The following is a 20,835-nucleotide window of genomic DNA, read 5'->3' as shown; positions in this document are numbered from 1 at the left end:
TTATTTCCCCGCCACTGCGCTGGCCGCACCAGGCTTGGCCGGCGCTGCTTGCTCGGCCTTCCACTGGAAACGGACGGTGAAATTGAACAGGCGGCGCTGTTCCTTCAGGTTATTCGTCATGGTGGTGGCAACAGACTCACCCAGCTCGGCGTGATCCAGCCAGGGCACTGCGCCCAGGTTGCGTAGCAGGTCAGACACGCGCTCATTCGACTGCGCCACACCGGAAATCGTGAACTTGTCACCATCCTGCTTGAACGAGGTCAGGTAGACGCCTTCCGGCACTTGGCGCACCAGCTCCTCCAGCAACTGCACCGGGCGATTGCGCTCGTTCTGCAGACTCTCGACCGCCTGCTGGCGCTGCAGCAGGTCTTCGATGTCTTTCTTGAGTGTATTCACCTCAACGATCTGTTTGTCCATCGCCGCGTTCTTCTGCGTGAGGATGTCGTTGATGCGCTGCGCCTCTTCGGTCTGGTGATCGATCACCATGCCGCCCAGGAACACCACCAGGGCGCCCGCGACGGCCGCGCCGCCCAGGCCCATGAAGACTTTCTTGCGCTTGTCCGCACGCCGCTCGGCGTGGTACGGCAGCAGGTTGACGCTCGGGAGCGCGTTGACGCTTTCGTTGGCCATCGCCCCTCCTTATTGCAGCCCGCGCAGGGCCAGGCCCGCGCTGACGATGTACGCCGGCAGATCGCGCTGCAGATAACGCGCGTTGACGTTCTTGGCCGCGCCCATGTTGGCAAACGGGTTGGCCAGCGTCGTGTTGATCTGCGTTTGCTGCTGAATGGCGGTCTGCACGCCCAGCAACGATGCGTGGCCGCCCGAGAGCACGATCTCGTCGACCCGGCCGACGCTCGAGGTCGACATGAAGTTCTGGATGGCCTGGCTGATTTCCATCGCCAGCGTTTCCAGCGACGGCTTGAGCAACTGGCTGCGGTATTCGTCGGGCAGCGTGTTCTTACGCTTCTTCACCTCGGCCTTGAGCAGGTCGAGCGAGAACAGGCGCGAGATGCTCTGCGTGAGCTGGTCGCCCGAGCCCGAGAGCGGCTGCTCGTACAGCTCTTTCCAGCCTTGGTAGAACAGGGCGTGCGAGCGGGCGCCGCCCAGATGGAACATCGCCACCACAGGCATGTCGCGCATCTCGGTTTCGGAGGCGTCCTGCTTGACCGCCAGCATGTGCGTCATGGCGCGCTGGATGGCGTTCTCCTCGACGTCCATGACGATCGGCTTCAGACCGGCCATCTCAGCGGCGGTCACGCGTTCGGTCACGCGTTCCGACACGGTGGCCGTCACGCGTACGCCGACCCCGCCCTCGGTTTCGGACGGACCGATCACGACATAGTCGAAATTGACGTTCTGCGAGGGCGGAAACAGCCGGTTGGCCTCGCTCTCGACCTGCACGAAGAGCTCGTCCTCGGTCAGGTTGTCAGGCAGGCTGACAGTTTGCGATTCCGTCAGGCTGGAAGGAATGGCCAGTACGGCATCCTTGCTGCGAATGCCAGCCTTGGCGATGGCGCGCTTGAGCGCGCTGCCCACCGCATCGATGTTGACCAGATTGCCGTCAGCCACGGCACTGCGTTCAATCAGCTCGCTGGCGCATTTCTCGAGACGGAAATCTCCCTGCTTGCCATTGGCGGATAGCTCCACCACTTTGACGCTGGAAGACCCGATATCAATCCCGACGATATTGCGGCGCAGCAGGCCGGACAACAAACCCCGTCGCACAGAGACACCCCACCGTTTATATATTTTTGAACCCTGGCGCCCGCTCCACGTCCAACGTGCGCCATAGCCTGCATGGATTTGCTGCTGGATTCTCACAAAATCCTTTAGAACAGGCAAACGCTCCAGCGGGCCGCGATGCATTTCGCTGGCGCCGATTCGCAAAGCGTTGTCAAAACCCCACGGTCGGGGGATACCCCTTTCGTCTGACTTGCTTTCCGCTTCGTCTACTTCTAACGGCGGATTCTTCACGGCCTTGAATCAGGCTAGTGCGAGCGCACAATTCTCGCGCACGCAGTGCTGGGTACGCCGCACAAGTGCAGCGCGCGCCGCCGGCGTGACAGTCGTTACGCGCTGTTACGCCCTCACCGGCCGGACCCTATCGGTCCCGAAGATATAATCGCCGCCACGCTGACAGACACCCCTTGTAATGGCTACTGCCCAAACCACCCCAGCCTCGCCCAAGCCGCCCAAAGCCCGCCGCCCGCTGTGGGCGCGCCTGCTTCTCTGGATGCTCGGCCTGTTCGTTGCCATGGGGGTCGTCGGGGCGCTGCTGCTGGGCTATGCCCTGCTGGTGGCCGCGCCCAACCTGCCGTCGCTCGACGCCATCACCGATTACCGCCCGAAGATTCCGCTGCGCGTCTATACCGCCGACAACGTCCTCATCGGTGAATTCGGTGAAGAACGCCGCAGCTTCGTGCCGATCACGCAGATGCCCGACGTGATGAAGCGCGCGGTGCTCGCCATTGAAGATGACCGCTTCTACGAGCACGGCGGCGTGGATTTCGTCGGCGTATTGCGCGCAGGCCTGGCCAACCTGCACGGCGGCCTGTCGCAGGGCGCGTCGACCATCACCATGCAGGTGGCGCGCAACTTCTTCCTCTCGAGCGAGAAGACGTATACGCGCAAGCTGTACGAGATGCTGCTGTCGTACAAGATCGAGGCCAGCCTGACGAAGGACCAGATTCTTGAGCTGTACATGAACCAGATCTACCTCGGCCAGCGCGCGTACGGCTTTGCCAGCGCCGAGCAGATCTACTTCGGCAAGAACATCAAGGACATCACCCTGGCCGAGGCCGCCATGCTGGCCGGTCTGCCGAAGGCGCCGTCTGCGTACAACCCGGTGGTGAACCCCAAGCGCGCCAAGGTGCGCCAGGAGTACATCCTGCAGCGCATGCGCGACCTGCACTACATCACGCCGGAGCAATACACCCAAGCCATCAACGAGCAACTGCCGGTGCGCAGCGAGGGCCATGAGTTCGACGTGCACGCCGAGTACGTGGCGGAAATGGTGCGCCAGCTCATGTACGCGCAGTACCGTGAAGAGACCTACACGCGTGGCCTGACCGTCTACACCACGCTGCGCAAGGGCGACCAGGACGTCGCGTATCAATCCGTGCGCCGCGGCATTCTTGATTACGAGCGCCGCCACGGTTACCGCGGCCCCGAGGCCTTCATCGATCTGCCAGCCGACGCGGACGACCGCGAACAGGCCATCGACGACGCCCTGCTGGAACACCCGAGCAGCGACGACCTGCAATCGGCCGTGGTGGTGAGCGTGGCGCCCAAGCTGGTGCGCGCGACCATGCTGTCAGGCGAGACGATCGATCTGGCGGGCGACGGCCTGCGGTTCGCACAGGCCGCGCTGTCGGCCAACGCGCAGCCGAAGATCAAGCTGCGTCCGGGCGCGGTCATTCGCGTGATCCAGGATGCCAAGACGCAGAAGTGGTCGATCACGCAGTTGCCGGAAGTGGCGTCGGGCTTTGTCTCGCTGGACCCGCAAACGGGCGCGATCTATTCGATGGTCGGCGGCTTCGACTTCAACCGCAGCAAGTTCAACCATGTCACGCAGGCGTGGCGCCAGCCGGGTTCGAGCTTCAAGCCGTTCATCTATTCGGCAGCGGTGGACAAGGGCTTTTCGCCGTCCACGGTGATCAACGATGCGCCGCTGTCGATCCCGACCGGCGACACCGGCGGCCAGGTGTGGGAGCCGAAGAACTACGGCGGCGGCTACGACGGCCCGATGACGATGCGCCGCGCGCTGCAGAAGTCGAAGAACCTCGTGTCCGTGCGGATCCTGCGCACCATCGGTACGCAGTACGCGCAGCAATACATCACGCGCTTCGGCTTTGAGGCGGACAAGCACCCCGCCTATCTGCCGATGGCACTGGGCGCGGGCTCGGTGACGATCCTGCAGATGGCCGGCGCGTATTCGGTGTTCGCCAACGGCGGCTACCGCGTCAACCCGTACATCATCGATCGCGTGGTCGATGCGCGCGGCACAGTCATCCAGCAGACGCACCCGATGACGGCCTCCAAGGACGCCGTGCGCGTGATCGATCCGCGCAACGACTTCATCATGGACTCGCTGCTGCGCAGCGTGGTGGCGAACGGCACGGGCTATCAGGCCAAGGTCAAGCTCGGCCGCAACGACATGGCCGGCAAGACGGGTACCACCAACGACTCGTTCGACGCGTGGTTCTGCGGCTACACGCCCAAGCTGGTCGGCGTGGCCTGGATGGGCTACGACAACCCGCGCAGCCTGGGCGACCGCGAAACCGGTGGTGGCCTGGCCCTGCCGATCTGGATCAACTACATGGGCTACGCCCTCAAGGGCGAACCGCAAACGGAACGCCAGCCGCCCGAAGGTGTGGTGCAGATGGCCGGCGACTGGGCGTATGAGGAATACGCCAACGGCCAGGGCATTGCCTCGGTGGGCCTGGGCGATGCAATGCCGGGGGCGTCGGGGCCGGCCTCGGCGCCGGGCGGCGATCAGCCGCAACCAGGCATCAATCTGGCGCCGACGCCGGAACAGGAGAAGCAGAAGATTCTCGACATGTTCCGCGGCAACTAAGCGCCGTCGCCAACAAGAAAGCCGCCCTTCGGGGCGGCTTTTCTTTGGTGCGGCGGATGATGCGTGGCGTCAGTTGGCAGCCAGCGTCACATCCACTTCACACTGCTGGCTGACGTAGCGCGACAGGGCAACGTACAGCTCTTCGCTGCTACGCGTGTCGGTCCAGCGGCCGTCGTTGTGGCGGAAGTGGAAACCGCCGGCACGTGCCGCCACCCACAGTTCCTGCATCGGCGCCTGGCTGTTGATGATGATCTTGGAGCCGTCGTCGAATTCGAGCGTCAGCACGTTGCCGACGCGGCTGACTTCGATGTCGGCATCCACCTCAATGGCAGCCGCCTCGACAATGCTTTCGATGCAGGAAAGCTCCTTGTCGGCCAGGGCCAGGAACTCCGATTCGGTCAGGGGGGGCATGCTACACTCCAAAATCTTGCGCGGGCGCGGCACACCGGCCTTTTTCGACCGTTTTAGCGCCTCGCCCCATGTGACTCTGATTGCCGCAAGGTTGCACCCTTGGGGCTCTTTTCCGCACCACCATCCGATGATACGAATCGCCGCCATTGTAGCCACTGTCGGCCTGACCCTGACGGCCTTGGCCCTCTCCGGCTGCGGGATTCGCGGGCCGCTTTACATGCCGAAGGTGCCGCCGGCTCCGACCGCGCCTGAAGCCACCGACCCTGGCATCGCCGGCCCGAACGCCGTGCCACAGCCGCCGGTGCCGGGCGCCAAACCCGCGGCGAACCCCGCCAGCGCGGTGCCTGCCAACCGCTGATCCGCTTCTCCTCTCAACCGGCGCTGCCTGCCCTACCCACGGCAGCGCCATGATCGCCCCTCACTCATGTCCGAGTCCCTGATCCGCCAGGACGGCGCCCTGATGATCGAAGGCGTCGCGCTCGACGCGATTGCCGCGCAGTTCGGCACGCCCACCTACGTGTATTCGCGCGCTGCGCTCACAGCCAACTATCGCGCCTACGCCGCTGCGTGCGAGGGCCGCAATGCGCACGTGCAGTACGCCGTCAAAGCCAACTCAAACATCGCCGTCCTGCAGGTGTTCGCGCAGTTGGGCGCGGGCTTCGACATCGTCTCGGCCGGGGAACTCAAGCGCGTGCTGGCTGCCGGTGCACCGGCCTCGAAGGTGGTGTTCTCGGGCGTGGGCAAGAGCGCAGATGAAATGCGCTTCGCACTGGAAGTCGGCGTGGCGTGCTTCAACGTGGAGTCGATTCCCGAGCTGCACCGACTGAACGACGTGGCCGCATCGATGGGCAAGACCGCACCGGTGTCGCTGCGCGTCAACCCGGACGTGGACGCCAAGACGCACCCGTATATCTCGACGGGCCTGAAGGGCAACAAGTTCGGCGTGGCCTTCGACGAGGTGCTGCCGACCTATCGCGCCGCTGCCGCGATGCCCAACCTGCGCGTGGTCGGCATCGACTGCCATATCGGCTCGCAGATCACCGAGGTGTCGCCGTACCTGGATGCGCTGGACAAGGTGCTGGATGTGGTGACCAAGCTCGATGCCGAGGGCATCCGCCTGTCGCACATCGACGTGGGTGGCGGCCTGGGCATCACCTACACCGACGAGACGCCGCCGGACATCACCGCCTTCGCGCGCACGCTGCTGGACCGCGTGGAGCAGCGCGGCTTTGGCGATCGCACCGTGCTGTTCGAGCCGGGCCGCTCGCTGGTGGGCAACGCCGGTCTGCTGCTCACGCGCGTCGAATACCTCAAGCCGGGTGCCAGCAAGAACTTCTGCATCGTCGATGCGGCAATGAATGACCTGGCCCGTCCGGCCATGTACGAGGCCTATCACCACATCGTTGCGGTGCGCGAAGGCGAAAGCGCGCCGGTCGTCTACGACGTGGTCGGCCCGGTGTGCGAATCGGGCGACTGGCTCGGCCGTGATCGTTCGCTGGCCGTGCAAGCCGGTGACCTGCTGGCGATCCTGTCGGCCGGTGCGTACGGCTTCACGATGAGCTCGAACTACAACACGCGCAACCGTGCGGCCGAGGTCATCGTTGACGGCGGCAAGGTCCACCTGGCGCGTGAGCGCGAGTGCTTTGAAGACCAGATCCGCGGCGAGCACCTGTTCCCTGCTTAAGCGCGCATCACCGCAAAGAAAAAGCCGACGTTCATACGTCGGCTTTTTTCATGGGCGTGATCGGTGTCAATCGCGCACCGGCACCGGGCCACCGGCCAATGCGCCCTGCCGCGCACCGCGCCACGCCCACCACACGCGCAGCCCCAGCAGCACGGCCATCACCGCTGCATAGATCGACACCTCGGCAAAGTCGTGCTTGCCGGCCTTGTGCCACCAGTAGTGCAGGATGCCGAGCACGCCCGTGACGTACACGAGGCGGTGCAGCCACTGCCAGCGCTTGCCGCCCAGCCTGCGCACCATCGCGTTGGTCGACGTGGCCGCCAGCGGAATCATCAGCACGAAGGCCGCAAAGCCCACGGTGATGAAAGGCCGCTTGACGATGTCCTTCAACATCGATGCCGGATCGAGCCCGCGATCGACCAACAGCCAGATCAGGAAGTGGATCGTGCCGTAAAAGAATGTGTACAGCCCCAGCATGCGGCGGATGCGGATCAGCCAGTTCATGCCCGTGAGCCGACGCAGCGGCGTGACGGCCAGCGTGCAGCACAGCAGCACCAGCGTCCACGTACCGGTCGAGCGCGTAACGAACTCCAGCGGATTCGGCCCGAACTGGTCGGTCGCGCCCAGAACGACGATGCGCAGGAACGGCACGAGCGCCACCAGCCACACCGCGATCTTCAGCACGCGCAGTTGTTTGGGCGACAGCATGGGCGGCAGCAGTTTCATGTCGTCGCGCCCTCAGAAGTTCTTGCGCAGATCCATGCCCGCATACAGCGGCGCGACCTGATCGTAGCCATTGAACATCAACGTCTTGCGCTTGGGCGCGAACAGGCCGCCAAAGCCGCCCTTGTCCTCGCCGATGCGGCGCTCGGTGGCCTGGCTCCAGCGCGGGTGATCCACGGTCGGGTTCACGTTGGAGTAGAAGCCGTATTCGTTGGACGCGGCGATATTCCAGCTCGTCGGCGGTTGCTTGTCGACAAAGCGGATCTTGACGATGGACTTGGCGCTCTTGAAGCCGTACTTCCACGGCAGGACCACGCGCACCGGCGCGCCGTTCTGGTTCGGCAGCACTTGGCCGTAGAGGCCAAACGTCAACAGCGCGAGCGGATGCATCGCTTCGTCCAGGCGCAGGCCCTCGCTATACGGCCACTCCAGCACGGGGCTGGAGACGCCGGGCATCTGCCGCTTATCAGCCAACGAGATGAACTGGATGTACTTGGCGCTGCCCTGCGGTTCCACCCGCTTGATCAGCTCGGCCAGCGGAAAGCCCACCCACGGAATCACCATCGACCAGCCCTCGACGCAGCGCAGGCGGTAGATGCGCTCTTCCATCGGGGCGAGCTTCATCAGGTCGTCCAGGTCGTAGGTCTTGGGCGATTTCACCAGCCCTTCCACGCTGACTTGCCAGGGGTGCGGGCGCAGCGTGCCGGCGTAGCGCGCGGGGTCGGACTTATCGGTGCCGAACTCGTAGAAGTTGTTGTACGTGGTGACCTGATCGTACGGCGTGGCTTTCTCGACAATCGTGTACGCGGGATTGGGCTTGGCGGCCAGTTTGGCCAGTGGCGCATTGGCGGCAAAAGCTTCGCGCGATGCCCACGGTGCCAGCGTCGCACCTGCAGCACCCATGGCAGCGGCAGCAAGGAAGCGGCGGCGCTGCTCAAAGATGTGCTGCGGCGTGATCTCGCCAGCGGGGATGTCTTCGCCGCGCAGCCAGCGGTCGGTCTTGATCAGCATGATCGGTGGTCCTCGTTGTGCGGGAGTCTCGCTCCCATGTGTCTTGGTCGCACCGGCGCCGCCGACCTGACAGCGCACGGCGAAAAAATTTCTGCGGCGCTATTCCTTCTTCCGCGGCGCCCCGGCGGCTTCGGTGAATTCGCTGTACTGCCGGAACACGGTCTGCGCCACTTCCAGCAACTGCGTCCGTGCCAGCGGCCCCGATACAGCAAACCCGAGCCCGTGATCGGCCCAGTAGAACGCCATCGGCTGCGGGTGATCGACCGCCGGATGAATCGCTTGCAGCACCCGGTTGTCTGGCGTCAGCGTTTCCAGGCGGAAGCCGGTGTCGCGGTTGTTCGGCATGCGCCGCAACTGCACGGAGATGCGCGTGCCGTCCGGTCCCTCGTACATCAGCATGGCAGTGGGTGCATCGGCCACCACGGTCTGGCGCCCGCCAATGAGCCGGTAGCCGAGCGGCGTCAGATCAGGGACGTGCAGTTGCGCATCCAGCCGCCGCGACAGCCATGTGACGAGATGGGCCTCTTCGTTGGCCGGCACCTCCACCATATGCTTCGACTCGGGTGAGAAGACGACGTGCGACACGAGTGCGTCGTTGGCAAAGCGCTGCATCGGCACAGTGCCCTCCACGGCACCCCGGCTGAGCCAGCCCGCACCGGCACCGATGGCCAGACATGCCACACCCAGTGCCAGTGCGCTCCAGCCACGCATCGCGCCAAAGCCGCGCGCAGGTTGCGGTTGCTGCGCGGCAGCCAGGACGGCCGCCGGAATGCGTCGCGGCGGCACCGGCTCGTTGAGCAGCGGATCGAGCACGCGATGGAGCTGCGCATCGGTCTTGCGCCAGCCGGCCACCTCAGCGGCCGCACCGGGGTGCGCGGCAAGGTACGCCTCCACGGCAGCGCGGCGCGCGGCGGCCAGGCGGCCATCGGCATAGGCGTGAAGTTCGTCGATGTGGATGGCGGCGTGGGAAAAATCGGCAGACATGGTCGGCCTCACTTCACTCGGTGCAGCGCGGTGCTGCCATCGCCGGAAGATCCCGGCGCGGTGGATGTCCCTTCCAGCGCCGCTCGCATCCGCTCGCGCGCCCGCGACAGGCGTGACATCACCGTGCCCAGTGGCACACCGAGCACGTCGGCGGCTTCCTTGTAGGCGAGCTGCTCCAGCCCGACAAGCAGCAGCACGGCGCGTTGATCCTCCGGCAGCGTGGCCAGCGCACGCAGCAAATCGCGGCGCAGGCCGGGGTCTTCGTCGACAGGGATGTCGGGCGGCGTATCGGTCAACTCAATCCGATCCGGCCGGCGCACGGCGTTCAGGTGCAGACGGTGCATGATGGTCAGCAGCCACGCGAACAGCCCGTCGCTCTCGCCCCTCGCGGCGCCAAATCTCGGGCGCAGTTGGAAACGCCAGCGGAAGCGCCAGGCGCGTTCCAGCGTGTCCTGTACGAGATCATCAGCGCGGGCGGCGTCACCCACCAGGCCGCGGGCGTGACGGCGCAGACGTGGCGTCAGCGCGATCAGGCGGCCGGCGAGATCGGTCATGGGCACGCGAGGGTGACAGGTCGTGCGCTTACGGCTTGGCGACGTGCCACATGTTCAGGAAACCATCGCCGGTCTGGTCGCCGGGCATCTTGTCCTTGCTGAACAGGTAAAGCGGCTTGCCGCGATAGGCCCACTGCTTCTTGCCATCGTCGCGGATGATGATGGCGTAGTCGCCGGAAGCCTTGTCGGCGTCATTGGCTGCCAGCGGCGGCCAGACGTTCGGGCAGTTGCCGTTGCAGGCACTCTTGCCCGCGGTGGTATCGCGATCGAACATGTACAGCGACATGCCGTGCTGATCCGTGAGCGCGCCGTTCGCAACCTTGACAGCCGACGGCGTGGACGACATCCCCATGCCCATGCTGCTGCAACCCGCCAAACCGAGTGCAGCAAGCGCCACGGCACCGGCGAGCGCCAGGCGGGCATTGGACAACAGGGGGGAAGCTGCGGACTGGCTCATCTTGTTCTCCTTGGATGGAGGGGCGCCGAAGAGGGAAAAACGGGCGCCCACACAGAGCAGTAAACACGCTAGGCGCGTCTTTATTCCAGTCCGCTGAGGATTTTTTGTGACTTACAGTTCGCCGTAGCTGTGCAGGCCCGACAGGAACATGTTCACGCCCAGGAAGGCGAAGGTCGTCACCAGCAGGCCGATCAGCGCCCACCACGCGGCCATGCGCCCGCGCAGGCCCTTCATGAGGCGCATGTGCAGCCACGCGGCATAGTTGAGCCAGACGATCAGCGCCCAGGTCTCTTTCGGGTCCCAGCTCCAGTAGCCGCCCCAGGCATCCGCCGCCCACAGCGCACCCAGAATCGTGGCGATGGTGAAGAACGCAAAGCCAACGGTGATGGCCTTGTACATCACGTCGTCCAGCACTTCGAGCGACGGCAGGCGGTCAGCCAGAACGCCATGCTCCTTGAGCAGGTAGGCCGCGCCCACCATCGCAGCCAGCGCGAACGTGCCGTAGCCAATGAAGTTGGCCGGCACGTGAATCTTCATCCACCAGCTCTGCAGCGCCGGCACCAGCGGCTGGATCTCCTGCGCACCGCGCGACACCGTGTACCACAGCAGGAAGCCCACCGCCGCCGACACCACCAGCATCACGAACGGCCCCAGCGCGCGCGTCTTATAGCGCTGCTCGTAGTACAGGTAGAACAGCGACGTGATCAGCGTGAAAAGGATGAAGACTTCGTAGAGGTTCGAGATGGGGATGTGGCCGATGTCCGCACCCACCAAGTACGACTCGTACCAGCGCACCAGCATGCCGGTCAGGCCTAGCACCGCCGCCGCCCAGCACAGCTTGCTGCCAATCGAGCTGCCCGCCTCCCAGCGCAACGCCAGCCCCGCCCAGAAGAACAGCGTGGACAGGAAGATCAGCGCGCTCATCCACAGGATGGCCGACTGGCTGGCAAGGAAGTACTTGAGGAAGAAGGCGTGCTCGGCGCGGGCGAGTTCGGGGCCGTTCGCGCCGCTGTATTGCGAGATGCCGAACAGCGACAGCACGGCAATGCCGATCATCAACACCCGCACGGGCTTCCACGTCCAGCCCAGCCAGGCAAAGGCCGGTACGGCCGCGACGAGGATGCCGCGCTCGTAGCCGTCCATGTAGGCGCCGTAGCGTGAGAAGGCGAAACCAGCGCCAGCCGCCAGCAGCACGGCAAACAGCCAGTCGAACCAGCCCAGGCGGCGGAAGTACGACGGGCGCTGCAGCGCACCCAGATCAGCACTCGCCACGGACGTTTGGGGAGGATTGGTCGCTTCCATCACCTGCTCACTTCATTGGTTTGGGGTCAGCGTCCGCTGCACTGGCGGCGCTGGGTGCGCCCGTCACGGCGCGGATATCGTGCTTGAGGCGCTCGAACTCGCGGTCGAAGTCGAGCGTGCGGCGCATGGTCGACATGGCGGTCAGCACATGTGTGCCGGAGGCGCTTTCGTTGGTCTGACCGGATTGCGGTCGAATCCACAGCCACCAGCGGCGCTCCCGCACATAGAACATCGAGAACACGCCCAGCACCAGCAGCAACGATCCAAGATACACGATGTTCTTGCCCGGCGCACGCGTGAGCTGGAACACGCTGGCTTGCACCTGCTGGAAGTCGGCAAGCTGCAGATACACGGGGGCGCCGTAGAAAGCATTGTCCGACAGCGAGTTGATGGCGATCTGCAGCCACTGGCTGCTGGCGGCATCCACAGTGGGCGCGGGCAGGCCATCCTGCGCGCGGGCCAGCTGCCACAGCTCCCACATCGCGCTGTTGATGATCTTCATCAGCACATCGGCGGCCTTCTCGCGCTCGCCGTCGGGCACCGATTTCTGCAGGAAGGTGGCGATGGCCGCGAAGCCACCCTGCGCTTCGGAAGGGGCGTCCTTCAAATCAGCCGCGGCGCCGGCAAACAGGTCGAGCGCGCGACGGGCGCTGTCGGTCAATTGGCTGCGCAGTGCTGCACGATCAGCGCCAGGCATCGAGAGCAGCGCAAAGCGGCGTGCCGCCTCCGCACGCATCGCCGGATTCTGCAGCGCGGCGCGCAGGCGCATCCAGTCGTTCACCGTGCCTTGCGCATCTGCCGGGATACGCAGATAGCGGAACGGCTCGTCCGGCTGCGTACGCATACCGGCCAGGAACACCGATTGCCCATCAAGCGTGACCGGCAGCATGTAGTTGCTGAACTCGCGCGCCTGGCCATTCGCGTCGCGCAGCTTGTACTGCACCGACGGGCCAACGTTGCGCAGGTCGCGGTCGTGGGTCATCTTGGTGACGTTGCCCAACTCCGCGCGCAAGCCGCTCGCATCGCCGCCCTTCTTGCCGACACCGCGTGCGTCGGGCTTGCCGGAGGCGTCCGTCACCGTCTCAATGTTCATCAGGCGGAAATCGGTAAACTCGACCGTGTAGTCAGCGCCATGGCCGGTCAGCTTGGTGTCCTGGCCAACCACGCCGGACAGCGAGAACGTCTTGGCATCGCCCCCCGCCATCGGGAAACCGGTCAGCTTGAGCTTGGAGCCGCCGTCTTCGAAGCTCGACTGGTAGATCGCCACGCCGTCATACACGAACGGCTTGTTCACCTCGACACGCGCATCGACCTGCTTGCCGGTGCGGCGGTCAGTCACCACGATATCGCTGGCGAACAGCTTGGGCATGCCGGTCGAGTAATGCTCAACGGTGAACTTCTTGAGCGTGATCATGAACGGCAGGTCCTGGATCAACGCGCCATCGGCGATGTTCAGGATCGCCGTGCTGACGCTCGAACCCTCGGGCACAAACGCATTGCCTCGGAAGCCCGGGTTGGCGGTGGTCAACCGATGCTCCGGTCCGATCTCGCTGATGACCGCATTGCCCTTGATCGGCGACTTACCGCCAAACCACATCTGCGCGCGGATCATCATGTCGCCATCGAGCAGCCCGCCAATGCAGATGATGACGATGGCCGCGTGCGCCAGGATGTAGCCGATCCGGTTGCCCGCACCGGCCTTGGCCGTGATGAGCGTGGCACCGCCGTCGCGCGAAAAAGCCTTGATGCGAAAGCCTCGGTTCTGCGCCAGCGCAGCCAGGCGCGCCGTGACGGTGGCCATATCGGCCGGCGTGTCGAACTCGTCCTTGTGATGGAACGCGCGCAGGCTGCCCTCGCGCACGTTCTCGCGCCAGGCGCGCATGTCGGCCAGCATCTTGGGCGCATTGCGCACGATGCACAGCGAGGTCGACACCACCAGGAACGCCAGGATCAGCAGGAACCACCACGCGCTATATACCGTGGGCAGCGTCAGCGAGCGGAACACCTCCGCCCAGAACGGCCCGAACTGGTTCACGTAATTCGGGTACGGCTCGTTCTGCTTGAGCACCGTGCCGATCACGCTGGCGATGGCGATGACCGTCAGCAGACTGATCGCAAAGCGCATCGACGAAAGCAGCTCGACCGCCTCGCGCAGTGCACGGCGGCGGGAGCGGATCTGGACGCCGGAAGTGGAAACCGAAGACATGCGAAGAGAAAGCCTGTTCAGAAACGAAAACAGGGCGGCGATGCCAGGCGCATTGCCACCCTGTTCTTCTTATTGATTGTGCGACCGTCCGCCTGACGGTCAGGTGCGGCAGATTAACGCAGGCCGGCGACGTAGTCGGCCACAGCCTTGATCTGCTCGGTCGTCATACGGTTGGCCAGATCGTGCATCTGCACGCTGTTCTTGCGCGTGCCGTTCTGGAACGCCACCAGTTGTGCCTCGGTGTATTCAGAGAACTGACCTGCAATACGCGGATACTGCGCCGGAATGCCGGCACCGGTCGGGCCGTGGCAGCCTGCGCATGCCGCAATGCCGCGCTTGGCGTCACCGCCGCGATACAGCTTCTGACCCAGCTCGATGGTGTCCTTGCTCTTGGCCGAACCCGGCTTCCAGGCGGCTTGCTTGCCCAGGTACGCGCCGACGTCCTTCATGTCCTGATCGGACAGCGCGCCCGCGTACAGCGACATGACCGCGTGGTTACGCTCGGTCTTGGCCTTGAAATCCTTGAGTTGCTTCTCGATGTATTCAGCGTGCTGACCCGCCAGCTTCGGGTTGACGTTCATTGCGCTGTTGCCACCGGCACCGTGGCAGCTCGTACAGGCCGGCACGCCGTTGGCGGGGACGCCGGTGTTGAAGAGCGTTTCGCCGCGCGCAGCATCGGCTTTGGCAACCTTTTGTTCTTCAGCGTGGGCTACGGAAAAAGCCGATGCCAGGGACAGCGCTGCGACAGCAAAAACGTTCGCGATGCGGTTCATTCGCACACCTTGTTTAGATTGTTTTCGAATGCTGCGTGCGCCGCCCAATGCCGGACCCTGCGGCGCCGGGCATCCCCTTCTCCTCGTACCGGTTCCGTGCATGAAAACGGACCGGCCCGGGCCTCGGGGCGGTCCTGCGACGGATCTGGTGGGGACGTCCGTAAACCGGCGTATTGTACAATAACACCTCTGCAATGCGACCTCGCGGCGCAGCAACCACGCAGTTCTGAACTGCAGTCTACAGGTACTGCCGCGCATGTCGCTCCTGCATCAAGCCCGTTTCTTCATCACCGTCAATCATTTGCGTGATTTACCGGCGACCGCCGTGCCGGAAGTCGCGTTTGCGGGCCGCTCCAACGCAGGCAAATCCACCGCGATCAATATCCTGTGCAACCAGAAACGACTGGCCTTCTCCAGTAAGACGCCCGGCCGCACGCAGCACATCAACTATTTCTCGGTGATGCCGGCCAAGGCGGAAGATCCGCTCGGCTTCCTGGTCGACCTGCCCGGCTACGGCTATGCCGAAGCGCCCGGCGAGACCAAGTCGCACTGGGTCCACCTGCTGGGTGATTACGTCAAAGCGCGCCAGCAGCTGGCCGGCCTGGTCATCATGATGGATGCCCGCCGCCCCTTCACCGACCTCGATTGCCAGATGGTCGAGTGGTTCCTGCCGACGGGCAAGCCGATCCACGTGCTGCTCACCAAGGCCGACAAGCTGACCAACAACGACGCGTCGCGTGCGTTGATGGCGGCACGCAAGGTGCTGGCCGACTACCGCGCGCAGATCGAAGGTGACGTGTCACTCACGGTGCAGTTGTTCTCCAGCCTGAAGCGTCGCGGCATCGAAGAGGCGCAGCGAATTGTCGCAGGCTGGCTGCGCCTGCCCGAAGCCTTGGAGCCATCGCCCCAATCCGCAAAACCCGCCGAGCAGGCAAAAAAAACCCCGTCGCCAAACGCGCAACGGGGGTAACGACCCCATCGAGCCATCGATGGGAACCCGCGTCAGGGAGGAGCCGCGGGGGACGCTGCACCAGCGTCGCGGGCGCATTGTCCGTGCATAGGATGGATAATCGCCACGAAAGTTTTCAAACTTCACAGTGTGTTCTTAGAGTCTGCTGACATGACCGCAAGCTTCCCCGACCATCGCCCGCGCCGCATGCGCCGCGACGACTTCTCCCGCCGCATGATGCGCGAGTCGCGCCTGACGACCGATGACCTGATCTACCCCGTTTTCATTCTGGAAGGCACCAACGTGCGCCAGGCCGTGCCGTCGATGCCCGGCGTCGAGCGCGTCTCGGTCGACGTGCTGCTGGGCGTGGCCGAGCAGTGCGTGCAACTGGGCATTCCGGTACTGGCGCTGTTCCCCGTCATCGAGCCGTCGCTCAAGACGCCGGACGGTATGGAGGCGACCAACCCCGAGGGTCTGATCCCGCGCGCAGTAAAGGCGCTCAAGGCACGCTTCCCCGAACTGGGCATCCTGACGGATGTGGCGCTTGATCCGTACACAAGCCACGGCCAGGACGGCGTGCTCGATGAGAACGGCTACGTGCTCAACGAACAGACAGTGGAAATCCTGACGCAGCAGGCGCTGGTGCAGGCCGCTGCTGGCGTGGATATCGTCGCCCCGTCGGACATGATGGACGGCCGCATCGGCGCGATCCGCCTAGCGCTGGAGAACGACGACCACATCTACACACGCATCATGGCCTACGCGGCCAAGTACGCGTCGGCGTTCTACGGCCCGTTCCGTGACGCTGTGGGCTCGGCGGCCAACCTGGGCAAGAGCAACAAGATGACTTACCAGATGGACCCGGCCAACTCGGATGAAGCGCTGCGAGAAGTCGCGCTCGACATCGCCGAGGGCGCCGACATGGTGATGGTCAAGCCAGGCATGCCGTACCTCGACATCGTGCGTCGCGTGAAGGATGAGTTCCGCTTTCCGACCTACGTCTACCAGGTCAGCGGTGAGTACGCGATGCTCAAGGCAGCCGCGCAGAACGGCTGGCTGGATCACGACAAGGTCGTGCTGGAATCGCTGCTGGCGTTCAAGCGCGCGGGTGCAAATGGCATCCTGACGTACTTCGCACTGGACGCCGCCCGCTTGCTGCGCGGTTGATCAGGTGGAAGTCTTCGCCGTCTGTGCTGCGCCCAATGCGCGGCGCAGGCTGGCGAGGAACGTGTCGGCGCGTTCGAAGCCAACCACACGGGCCTGCACCTCGCGGCCCTGCGTATCAAAGAAGATCGTGCCCGGTGGGCCGAACAAGCCGAAGCGCTTGAGCAGCGCCTGGTCATCAGCGTTATTGGCCGTCACATCGGCCTGCAGCAGCACCACATCCGCAAGCGCCGCGCGCACCCGCGCATCCGTGAAAGTCAGGCGCTCCATTTCCTTGCAGCTCACGCACCAGTCGGCATAGAAGTCGAGCATCACTGCGCGGCCCGACGCGCTGGCGTTACGGACTTCGGCGTCGAGTTCGGCGATGCTCTTCACGCGCTTGAACGTCACGCCGTGGGCTTCGGCTTGCGCGGAGGCACCCGTCGATGCCCGCAGCACGCCGGCCAACGGCTGCAGCGGGTCGCGCCCACCAGCCGCCACGCCCACCAGTTGCGCCGCGCCCGCCAGCGCCAGCACCACACCCACGACCTTGCCCAGGCGTTGCACACTGCCGGCGCCGTCCGGCAGCGAATCGAACGTCCGCAGAAAGACAGCCGCACCGATCAGCAGTGCACCCCACGCCACCATCGCAGCCCACGAGGGCAGCACCGGTTGGATGATGTACAGGGCCACGGCCAACAGGATGAAGCCGAAGATCGCCTTGGTGACAATCAGCCAATGCCCCGCTCGCGGCAGCAGGTTGCCTGCGCCCACGCCCACCAGCACCAGCGGCACGCCCATGCCGATCGACATGGCAAACAGCGCCATACCGCCGATCGCGGCGTTGCCGGTTTGGGCGATATACGCCAGCGCACCCGCCAGCGCCGGCGTCACGCACGGCGAGACGATCAATGCTGAGAGCGCGCCCATCACGGCCGCCCCAATGATCTGGCCGCTACCCTGGTTGTTCGAAACCTGAGTCAACCGATGATGCCAAGATGCCGGCAACTGCAGTTCATACAGCCCGAACATCGATAGCGACAGCACAACCATCAACACAGCAAACGCACCGAGCACCCAGGCGTTCTGCAACGCGGCCTGCAGCCCCTGCCCAGCCAGCCCCGCCGCCACGCCCACCAGCGTGTAGACGACAGCCATGCCGAGCACGTAAGCGACCGACACGACTGCCGCGCGCGAGCGCGTCGCATGCTCACCGACGACGATGGCCGACAAAATCGGCAACATCGGCAAGACGCAAGGCGTGAACGTCAGCAGCAGCCCAAGCCCGAAGAACAGCGCAGCAATCGCCCCGAGATTGCCGCTGCCGAGCGTGCTGGCGATGCGGCCCAGCGCATCGCCCGAAGACGGCTCAGCGCCGTTCACTGCCCCAGCATTCGGCGCAGCTGACGCGGAAGCCGGCTCTACCTGGAAGCGGCTCTTCATCGGCGGATAGCACAGGCCCTGATCGGCACAGCCTTGCGAGGTGACGATCAGCGTGAACGGCGCAGAGGCGTTCTGTGCCTTCACATGGAAGACGAGTTCATGACGATAGGTCTCGACCTCTTTGTTGAAGTTCTCATCGTGCTTGATCTTGCCTGCAGGCAACTCGAGCGGCGCGAACGTGGCCGTTGCGGGATCGGCTGCTACCGCTATACGCTCGCGGTACATGTAGTAGCCGTCGGCGATGCCGAACTTGACCTCGACAGTCTGCCCGTCGACCTGCGTGGCCGAGAAGCGGAACGCCTGCTCGGGCGGCAGGAAATCGTCGGCGGCGTGCGCCGGCGCGCGCAGCATTGCAGCAGCGACCAGCAGCATCAACAACTGCAACACACGCCGCATCGGCAGGAACGAGGAGAAGGTCATATCAACGGCAATCAAACTTCAAACAGAAGGTGGGCGCGTTTCATCCGCCACCCACGCAAGATACGCCGGCAAGCCCGCGATCACCGGCACGGCGATGATTTCAGGCACTTCGTACGGATGCGCCTTGCGCAACGCCGCCTCAAGCGCGGGATACGCCGCTCGCGTGGTCTTGATCAACAGCGGAATCTCGGCCGCCTGTTCAATGGCGCCATTCCACCAATACGTCGACGCACACGCCGGTAAGCGATTGACGCACGCCGCAACCTTAGATTCCAACACGACTTTGGTCACGCGGTCTGCGCTGTCGGCATCCGGCAGATTGGTCAGCACGAGCAGTACATCGGTTCCGGCAGACATGGAAACTCCACAGACGCGCTCAAACAGCTAGATGGCCGAGCGCAGACAACAAAAAAGCCAGGATGCGAATCCTGGCTTCATTGTAATGCGCGCTCGAAAGAGGCATTCGGCGCACTTTCGGCTTGCTCGGCGCGACGACGTGTCGCACCGGCAAACCTCGGCTGACCTTATTCGGCAGCGCCTTCGGCGTCCACTGCCTCAGCAACTTCCGGACGGTCCAGCAGCTCGACCAGTGCCATCGGCGCATTGTCGCCCTGGCGGAAGCCGAACTTCAGGATACGGGTGTAGCCGCCCGGACGGGTCGCGAAACGCGGGCCCAGTTCGGTGAACAGCTTGGTGACCATGTCGCGGTCGCGCAGGCGGGCAAATGCCAGACGGCGGTTGGCAACGGTGTCCTTCTTGGCCAGCGTGATCAGCGGCTCAACAACCTTGCGCAGTTCCTTGGCCTTCGGCAGGGTGGTCTTGATCAGCTCGTGCTGCAGCAGCGAGTTGGACATGTTGCGCAGCATCGCGAGACGGTGCGACGAGGTGCGGTTCAGTTTCCGCAAACCATGACGGTGACGCATGATGATTCCTTCTTAAGAGTGTTTGACCAGCTCTTCTATCGCCGTGCTTCTACAACATTCAGCGGCGCGGGCCGGTAGCTTCAACAATAAGCCGCCCAGACAGCAACGGCGGGAAAACCGGCCGATGCACATGCACCGGCCGACAACTGCAAATTACTTCTCGAGACCTGCGGGCGGCCAGTTCTCGAGCTTCATGCCGAGCGTCAGGCCACGCGAAGCGAGGACTTCCTTGATCTCGTTGAGCGACTTGCGACCCAGGTTCGGGGTCTTGAGCAGTTCGTTCTCGGTGCGCTGGATCAGGTCGCCGATGTAGTAGATGTTTTCGGCCTTCAGGCAGTTGGCCGAACGCACCGTCAGCTCCAGGTCGTCGACCGGGCGCAGCAGGATCGGATCGATCTGCGGTGCGCGAGCGGCGGCGGCCTCAGCGGCGCTCTCGGTGCCTTCCAGGGCAGCGAACACCGACAGCTGATCAACCAGAATGCGAGCCGACTGGCGGATCGCTTCTTCCGGCGAGATCACGCCGTTGGTCTCGATGTTCATCACCAGCTTGTCGAGGTCGGTACGCTGTTCCACACGAGCGGACTCGACTGCGTATGACACGCGGCGCACCGGTGCGAACGAGGCGTCCAGCACGATGCGGCCGATGACCTTGCTCGACTCATCCCCGAACTTACGGACGTTACCCGGCACATAGCCGCGGCCTTGCTCGACCTTCAGTTGCAGATCCAGCTTGCCACCCGCCGACAGGTTGGCGATGACGTGACCCGGGTTGATGATCTCGACATCGTGCGGCAGCTCGATATCGGCAGCGGTCACCACACCTTCGCCTTCCTTGCGCAGCGACACCGTGACTTCATCACGGTTGTGCAGCTTGAACACCACGCCCTTCAGGTTCAGCAGCAGGTTGACGACGTCTTCCTGCACGCCATCAATGGTGGAATACTCGTGGACGACCCCAGCGATCGTGACTTCGGTCGGGGCATAGCCGACCATCGACGACAGCAGCACGCGGCGCAGCGCGTTACCGAGCGTGTGGCCATAGCCGCGCTCGAACGGTTCCATGACGACCTTCGCGTGATGATCGCCAAGCGGCTCAACCGCAATAATTTTGGGCTTCAGGAGTGCTGTTTGCATGTAGGTTGTCCTATTTCAATACCCTCGGCTCGTTACACCGATAAGGCTGACGGATTGGACTGGAAAGATTCCGCCGCGTCTACCGCGGCGGAAGACGCGCGTGCCGCAATCGCGTTGCGGCACGTAACGATCCGGATTGGTG

General features: G+C 64.2%; 20 protein-coding genes. 5 read left to right on the top strand and 15 right to left on the bottom strand.

The annotated features are described in order from the left end of the window. Both PI87_RS16085 and pilM read right to left on the bottom strand, forming a co-directional pair. Entirely contained in the window at window positions 1–630 is a 630-nt protein-coding gene (locus tag PI87_RS16085; protein ID WP_039598728.1) for a PilN domain-containing protein, read from the bottom strand. A gap of 9 nt (window positions 631–639) precedes the next feature. Next, window positions 640–1,710 (bottom strand): type IV pilus biogenesis protein PilM, encoded by a 1,071-nt coding sequence (gene pilM, locus PI87_RS16080; RefSeq protein ID WP_198139571.1) that lies wholly within the window; start codon window positions 1,708–1,710, stop codon window positions 640–642. Window positions 1,711–2,152: 442 nt separating this feature from the next. On the opposite strand from pilM, the gene PI87_RS16075 reads away from it, so the two are divergent. Continuing rightward, entirely contained in the window at window positions 2,153–4,576 is a 2,424-nt protein-coding gene (locus PI87_RS16075; RefSeq protein ID WP_039598726.1) for a penicillin-binding protein 1A, read from the top strand. A 69-nt stretch (window positions 4,577–4,645) separates the two neighbouring features. Here PI87_RS16075 and cyaY read toward each other — a convergent pair whose 3' ends face one another. Continuing rightward, entirely contained in the window at window positions 4,646–4,987 is a 342-nt protein-coding gene (gene cyaY / locus PI87_RS16070) for an iron donor protein CyaY (protein ID WP_039598725.1), read from the bottom strand. A gap of 127 nt (window positions 4,988–5,114) precedes the next feature. On the opposite strand from cyaY, the gene lptM reads away from it, so the two are divergent. Continuing rightward, a complete protein-coding gene (gene lptM / locus PI87_RS16065) occupies window positions 5,115–5,345 on the top strand; it encodes an LPS translocon maturation chaperone LptM (RefSeq protein WP_039598724.1) in 231 nt (76 codons plus the stop codon). A 66-nt stretch (window positions 5,346–5,411) separates the two neighbouring features. Then, window positions 5,412–6,671: a diaminopimelate decarboxylase gene (gene lysA / locus PI87_RS16060; RefSeq protein WP_039598723.1), complete on the top strand. Its 1,260-nt coding sequence runs from the start codon at window positions 5,412–5,414 to the stop codon at window positions 6,669–6,671. 66 nt (window positions 6,672–6,737) lie between these two features. Here lysA and msrQ read toward each other — a convergent pair whose 3' ends face one another. From msrQ to PI87_RS16020, 8 genes are all read right to left on the bottom strand, one after another. Next, window positions 6,738–7,397: a protein-methionine-sulfoxide reductase heme-binding subunit MsrQ gene (gene msrQ / locus PI87_RS16055; protein WP_039598722.1), complete on the bottom strand. Its 660-nt coding sequence runs from the start codon at window positions 7,395–7,397 to the stop codon at window positions 6,738–6,740. 12 nt (window positions 7,398–7,409) lie between these two features. Continuing rightward, window positions 7,410–8,405 (bottom strand): protein-methionine-sulfoxide reductase catalytic subunit MsrP, encoded by a 996-nt coding sequence (gene msrP, locus PI87_RS16050; protein ID WP_039598721.1) that lies wholly within the window; start codon window positions 8,403–8,405, stop codon window positions 7,410–7,412. Window positions 8,406–8,504: 99 nt separating this feature from the next. Further along, window positions 8,505–9,389, bottom strand: coding sequence for an anti-sigma factor family protein (locus tag PI87_RS16045; RefSeq protein ID WP_039598720.1), 885 nt, complete (start codon window positions 9,387–9,389; stop codon window positions 8,505–8,507). An 8-nt stretch (window positions 9,390–9,397) separates the two neighbouring features. Continuing rightward, the gene (locus tag PI87_RS16040; protein WP_039598719.1) at window positions 9,398–9,943 is read right to left on the bottom strand and encodes an RNA polymerase sigma factor; all 546 of its coding nucleotides are present in this window, start codon (window positions 9,941–9,943) and stop codon (window positions 9,398–9,400) included. A 28-nt stretch (window positions 9,944–9,971) separates the two neighbouring features. Next, the gene (locus PI87_RS16035; protein ID WP_039598718.1) at window positions 9,972–10,400 is read right to left on the bottom strand and encodes a COG4315 family predicted lipoprotein; all 429 of its coding nucleotides are present in this window, start codon (window positions 10,398–10,400) and stop codon (window positions 9,972–9,974) included. Between the two features lie 111 nt (window positions 10,401–10,511). Next, a complete protein-coding gene (gene ccsB / locus PI87_RS16030; protein WP_039598717.1) occupies window positions 10,512–11,702 on the bottom strand; it encodes a c-type cytochrome biogenesis protein CcsB in 1,191 nt (396 codons plus the stop codon). A gap of 7 nt (window positions 11,703–11,709) precedes the next feature. Continuing rightward, complete coding sequence (locus PI87_RS16025) at window positions 11,710–13,908, bottom strand: cytochrome c biogenesis protein ResB (protein ID WP_039598716.1); 2,199 nt, start codon at window positions 13,906–13,908, stop codon at window positions 11,710–11,712. Window positions 13,909–14,021: 113 nt separating this feature from the next. After that, window positions 14,022–14,681, bottom strand: a complete 660-nt coding sequence (locus PI87_RS16020) for a c-type cytochrome (RefSeq protein ID WP_039598715.1) — start codon at window positions 14,679–14,681, stop codon at window positions 14,022–14,024. A 256-nt stretch (window positions 14,682–14,937) separates the two neighbouring features. Here PI87_RS16020 and yihA point away from each other — a divergent pair, with 256 nt between their 5' ends. Next, window positions 14,938–15,651: a ribosome biogenesis GTP-binding protein YihA/YsxC gene (yihA, locus tag PI87_RS16015; protein ID WP_039598714.1), complete on the top strand. Its 714-nt coding sequence runs from the start codon at window positions 14,938–14,940 to the stop codon at window positions 15,649–15,651. Window positions 15,652–15,801: 150 nt separating this feature from the next. Beyond that, window positions 15,802–16,797 (top strand): porphobilinogen synthase, encoded by a 996-nt coding sequence (gene hemB, locus PI87_RS16010; protein ID WP_039598713.1) that lies wholly within the window; start codon window positions 15,802–15,804, stop codon window positions 16,795–16,797. Here the strand turns inward: hemB and dsbD are convergent, their stop codons facing one another. From dsbD to PI87_RS15990, 4 genes are all read right to left on the bottom strand, one after another. Beyond that, window positions 16,798–18,636, bottom strand: coding sequence for a protein-disulfide reductase DsbD (gene dsbD, locus PI87_RS16005; RefSeq protein ID WP_039598875.1), 1,839 nt, complete (start codon window positions 18,634–18,636; stop codon window positions 16,798–16,800). Between the two features lie 18 nt (window positions 18,637–18,654). After that, window positions 18,655–18,993 (bottom strand): divalent-cation tolerance protein CutA, encoded by a 339-nt coding sequence (gene cutA / locus PI87_RS16000; protein WP_039598712.1) that lies wholly within the window; start codon window positions 18,991–18,993, stop codon window positions 18,655–18,657. Window positions 18,994–19,160: 167 nt separating this feature from the next. Beyond that, on the bottom strand, window positions 19,161–19,559 hold the full coding sequence (gene rplQ, locus PI87_RS15995) for a 50S ribosomal protein L17 (protein WP_039598711.1): 399 nt from the start codon (window positions 19,557–19,559) through the stop codon (window positions 19,161–19,163). 153 nt (window positions 19,560–19,712) lie between these two features. After that, complete coding sequence (locus PI87_RS15990; RefSeq protein ID WP_004634508.1) at window positions 19,713–20,693, bottom strand: DNA-directed RNA polymerase subunit alpha; 981 nt, start codon at window positions 20,691–20,693, stop codon at window positions 19,713–19,715. Window positions 20,694–20,835 lie beyond the last annotated feature (142 nt).

This window comes from Ralstonia sp. A12, assembly GCF_000801955.1.
GTDB lineage: Bacteria > Pseudomonadota > Gammaproteobacteria > Burkholderiales > Burkholderiaceae > Ralstonia.
Note: the sequence above shows the minus strand (reverse complement) of the source record. Positions and strands in the feature narration are given on the sequence as shown.

Coding starts and splice junctions, on each gene's coding strand:
- PI87_RS16085 (WP_039598728.1), bottom strand. CDS start 630: ATGGCCAACGAAAGCGTCAACGCGCTCCCGAGCGTCAACCTGCTGCCG.
- PI87_RS16075 (WP_039598726.1), top strand. CDS start 2,153: ATGGCTACTGCCCAAACCACCCCAGCCTCGCCCAAGCCGCCCAAAGCC.
- cyaY (WP_039598725.1), bottom strand. CDS start 4,987: ATGCCCCCCCTGACCGAATCGGAGTTCCTGGCCCTGGCCGACAAGGAG.
- lptM (WP_039598724.1), top strand. CDS start 5,115: ATGATACGAATCGCCGCCATTGTAGCCACTGTCGGCCTGACCCTGACG.
- lysA (WP_039598723.1), top strand. CDS start 5,412: ATGTCCGAGTCCCTGATCCGCCAGGACGGCGCCCTGATGATCGAAGGC.
- msrQ (WP_039598722.1), bottom strand. CDS start 7,397: ATGAAACTGCTGCCGCCCATGCTGTCGCCCAAACAACTGCGCGTGCTG.
- msrP (WP_039598721.1), bottom strand. CDS start 8,405: ATGCTGATCAAGACCGACCGCTGGCTGCGCGGCGAAGACATCCCCGCT.
- PI87_RS16045 (WP_039598720.1), bottom strand. CDS start 9,389: ATGTCTGCCGATTTTTCCCACGCCGCCATCCACATCGACGAACTTCAC.
- PI87_RS16040 (WP_039598719.1), bottom strand. CDS start 9,943: ATGACCGATCTCGCCGGCCGCCTGATCGCGCTGACGCCACGTCTGCGC.
- PI87_RS16035 (WP_039598718.1), bottom strand. CDS start 10,400: ATGAGCCAGTCCGCAGCTTCCCCCCTGTTGTCCAATGCCCGCCTGGCG.
- ccsB (WP_039598717.1), bottom strand. CDS start 11,702: ATGGAAGCGACCAATCCTCCCCAAACGTCCGTGGCGAGTGCTGATCTG.
- PI87_RS16025 (WP_039598716.1), bottom strand. CDS start 13,908: ATGTCTTCGGTTTCCACTTCCGGCGTCCAGATCCGCTCCCGCCGCCGT.
- PI87_RS16020 (WP_039598715.1), bottom strand. CDS start 14,681: ATGAACCGCATCGCGAACGTTTTTGCTGTCGCAGCGCTGTCCCTGGCA.
- yihA (WP_039598714.1), top strand. CDS start 14,938: ATGTCGCTCCTGCATCAAGCCCGTTTCTTCATCACCGTCAATCATTTG.
- hemB (WP_039598713.1), top strand. CDS start 15,802: ATGACCGCAAGCTTCCCCGACCATCGCCCGCGCCGCATGCGCCGCGAC.
- dsbD (WP_039598875.1), bottom strand. CDS start 18,636: ATGACCTTCTCCTCGTTCCTGCCGATGCGGCGTGTGTTGCAGTTGTTG.
- cutA (WP_039598712.1), bottom strand. CDS start 18,993: ATGTCTGCCGGAACCGATGTACTGCTCGTGCTGACCAATCTGCCGGAT.
- rplQ (WP_039598711.1), bottom strand. CDS start 19,559: ATGCGTCACCGTCATGGTTTGCGGAAACTGAACCGCACCTCGTCGCAC.
- PI87_RS15990 (WP_004634508.1), bottom strand. CDS start 20,693: ATGCAAACAGCACTCCTGAAGCCCAAAATTATTGCGGTTGAGCCGCTT.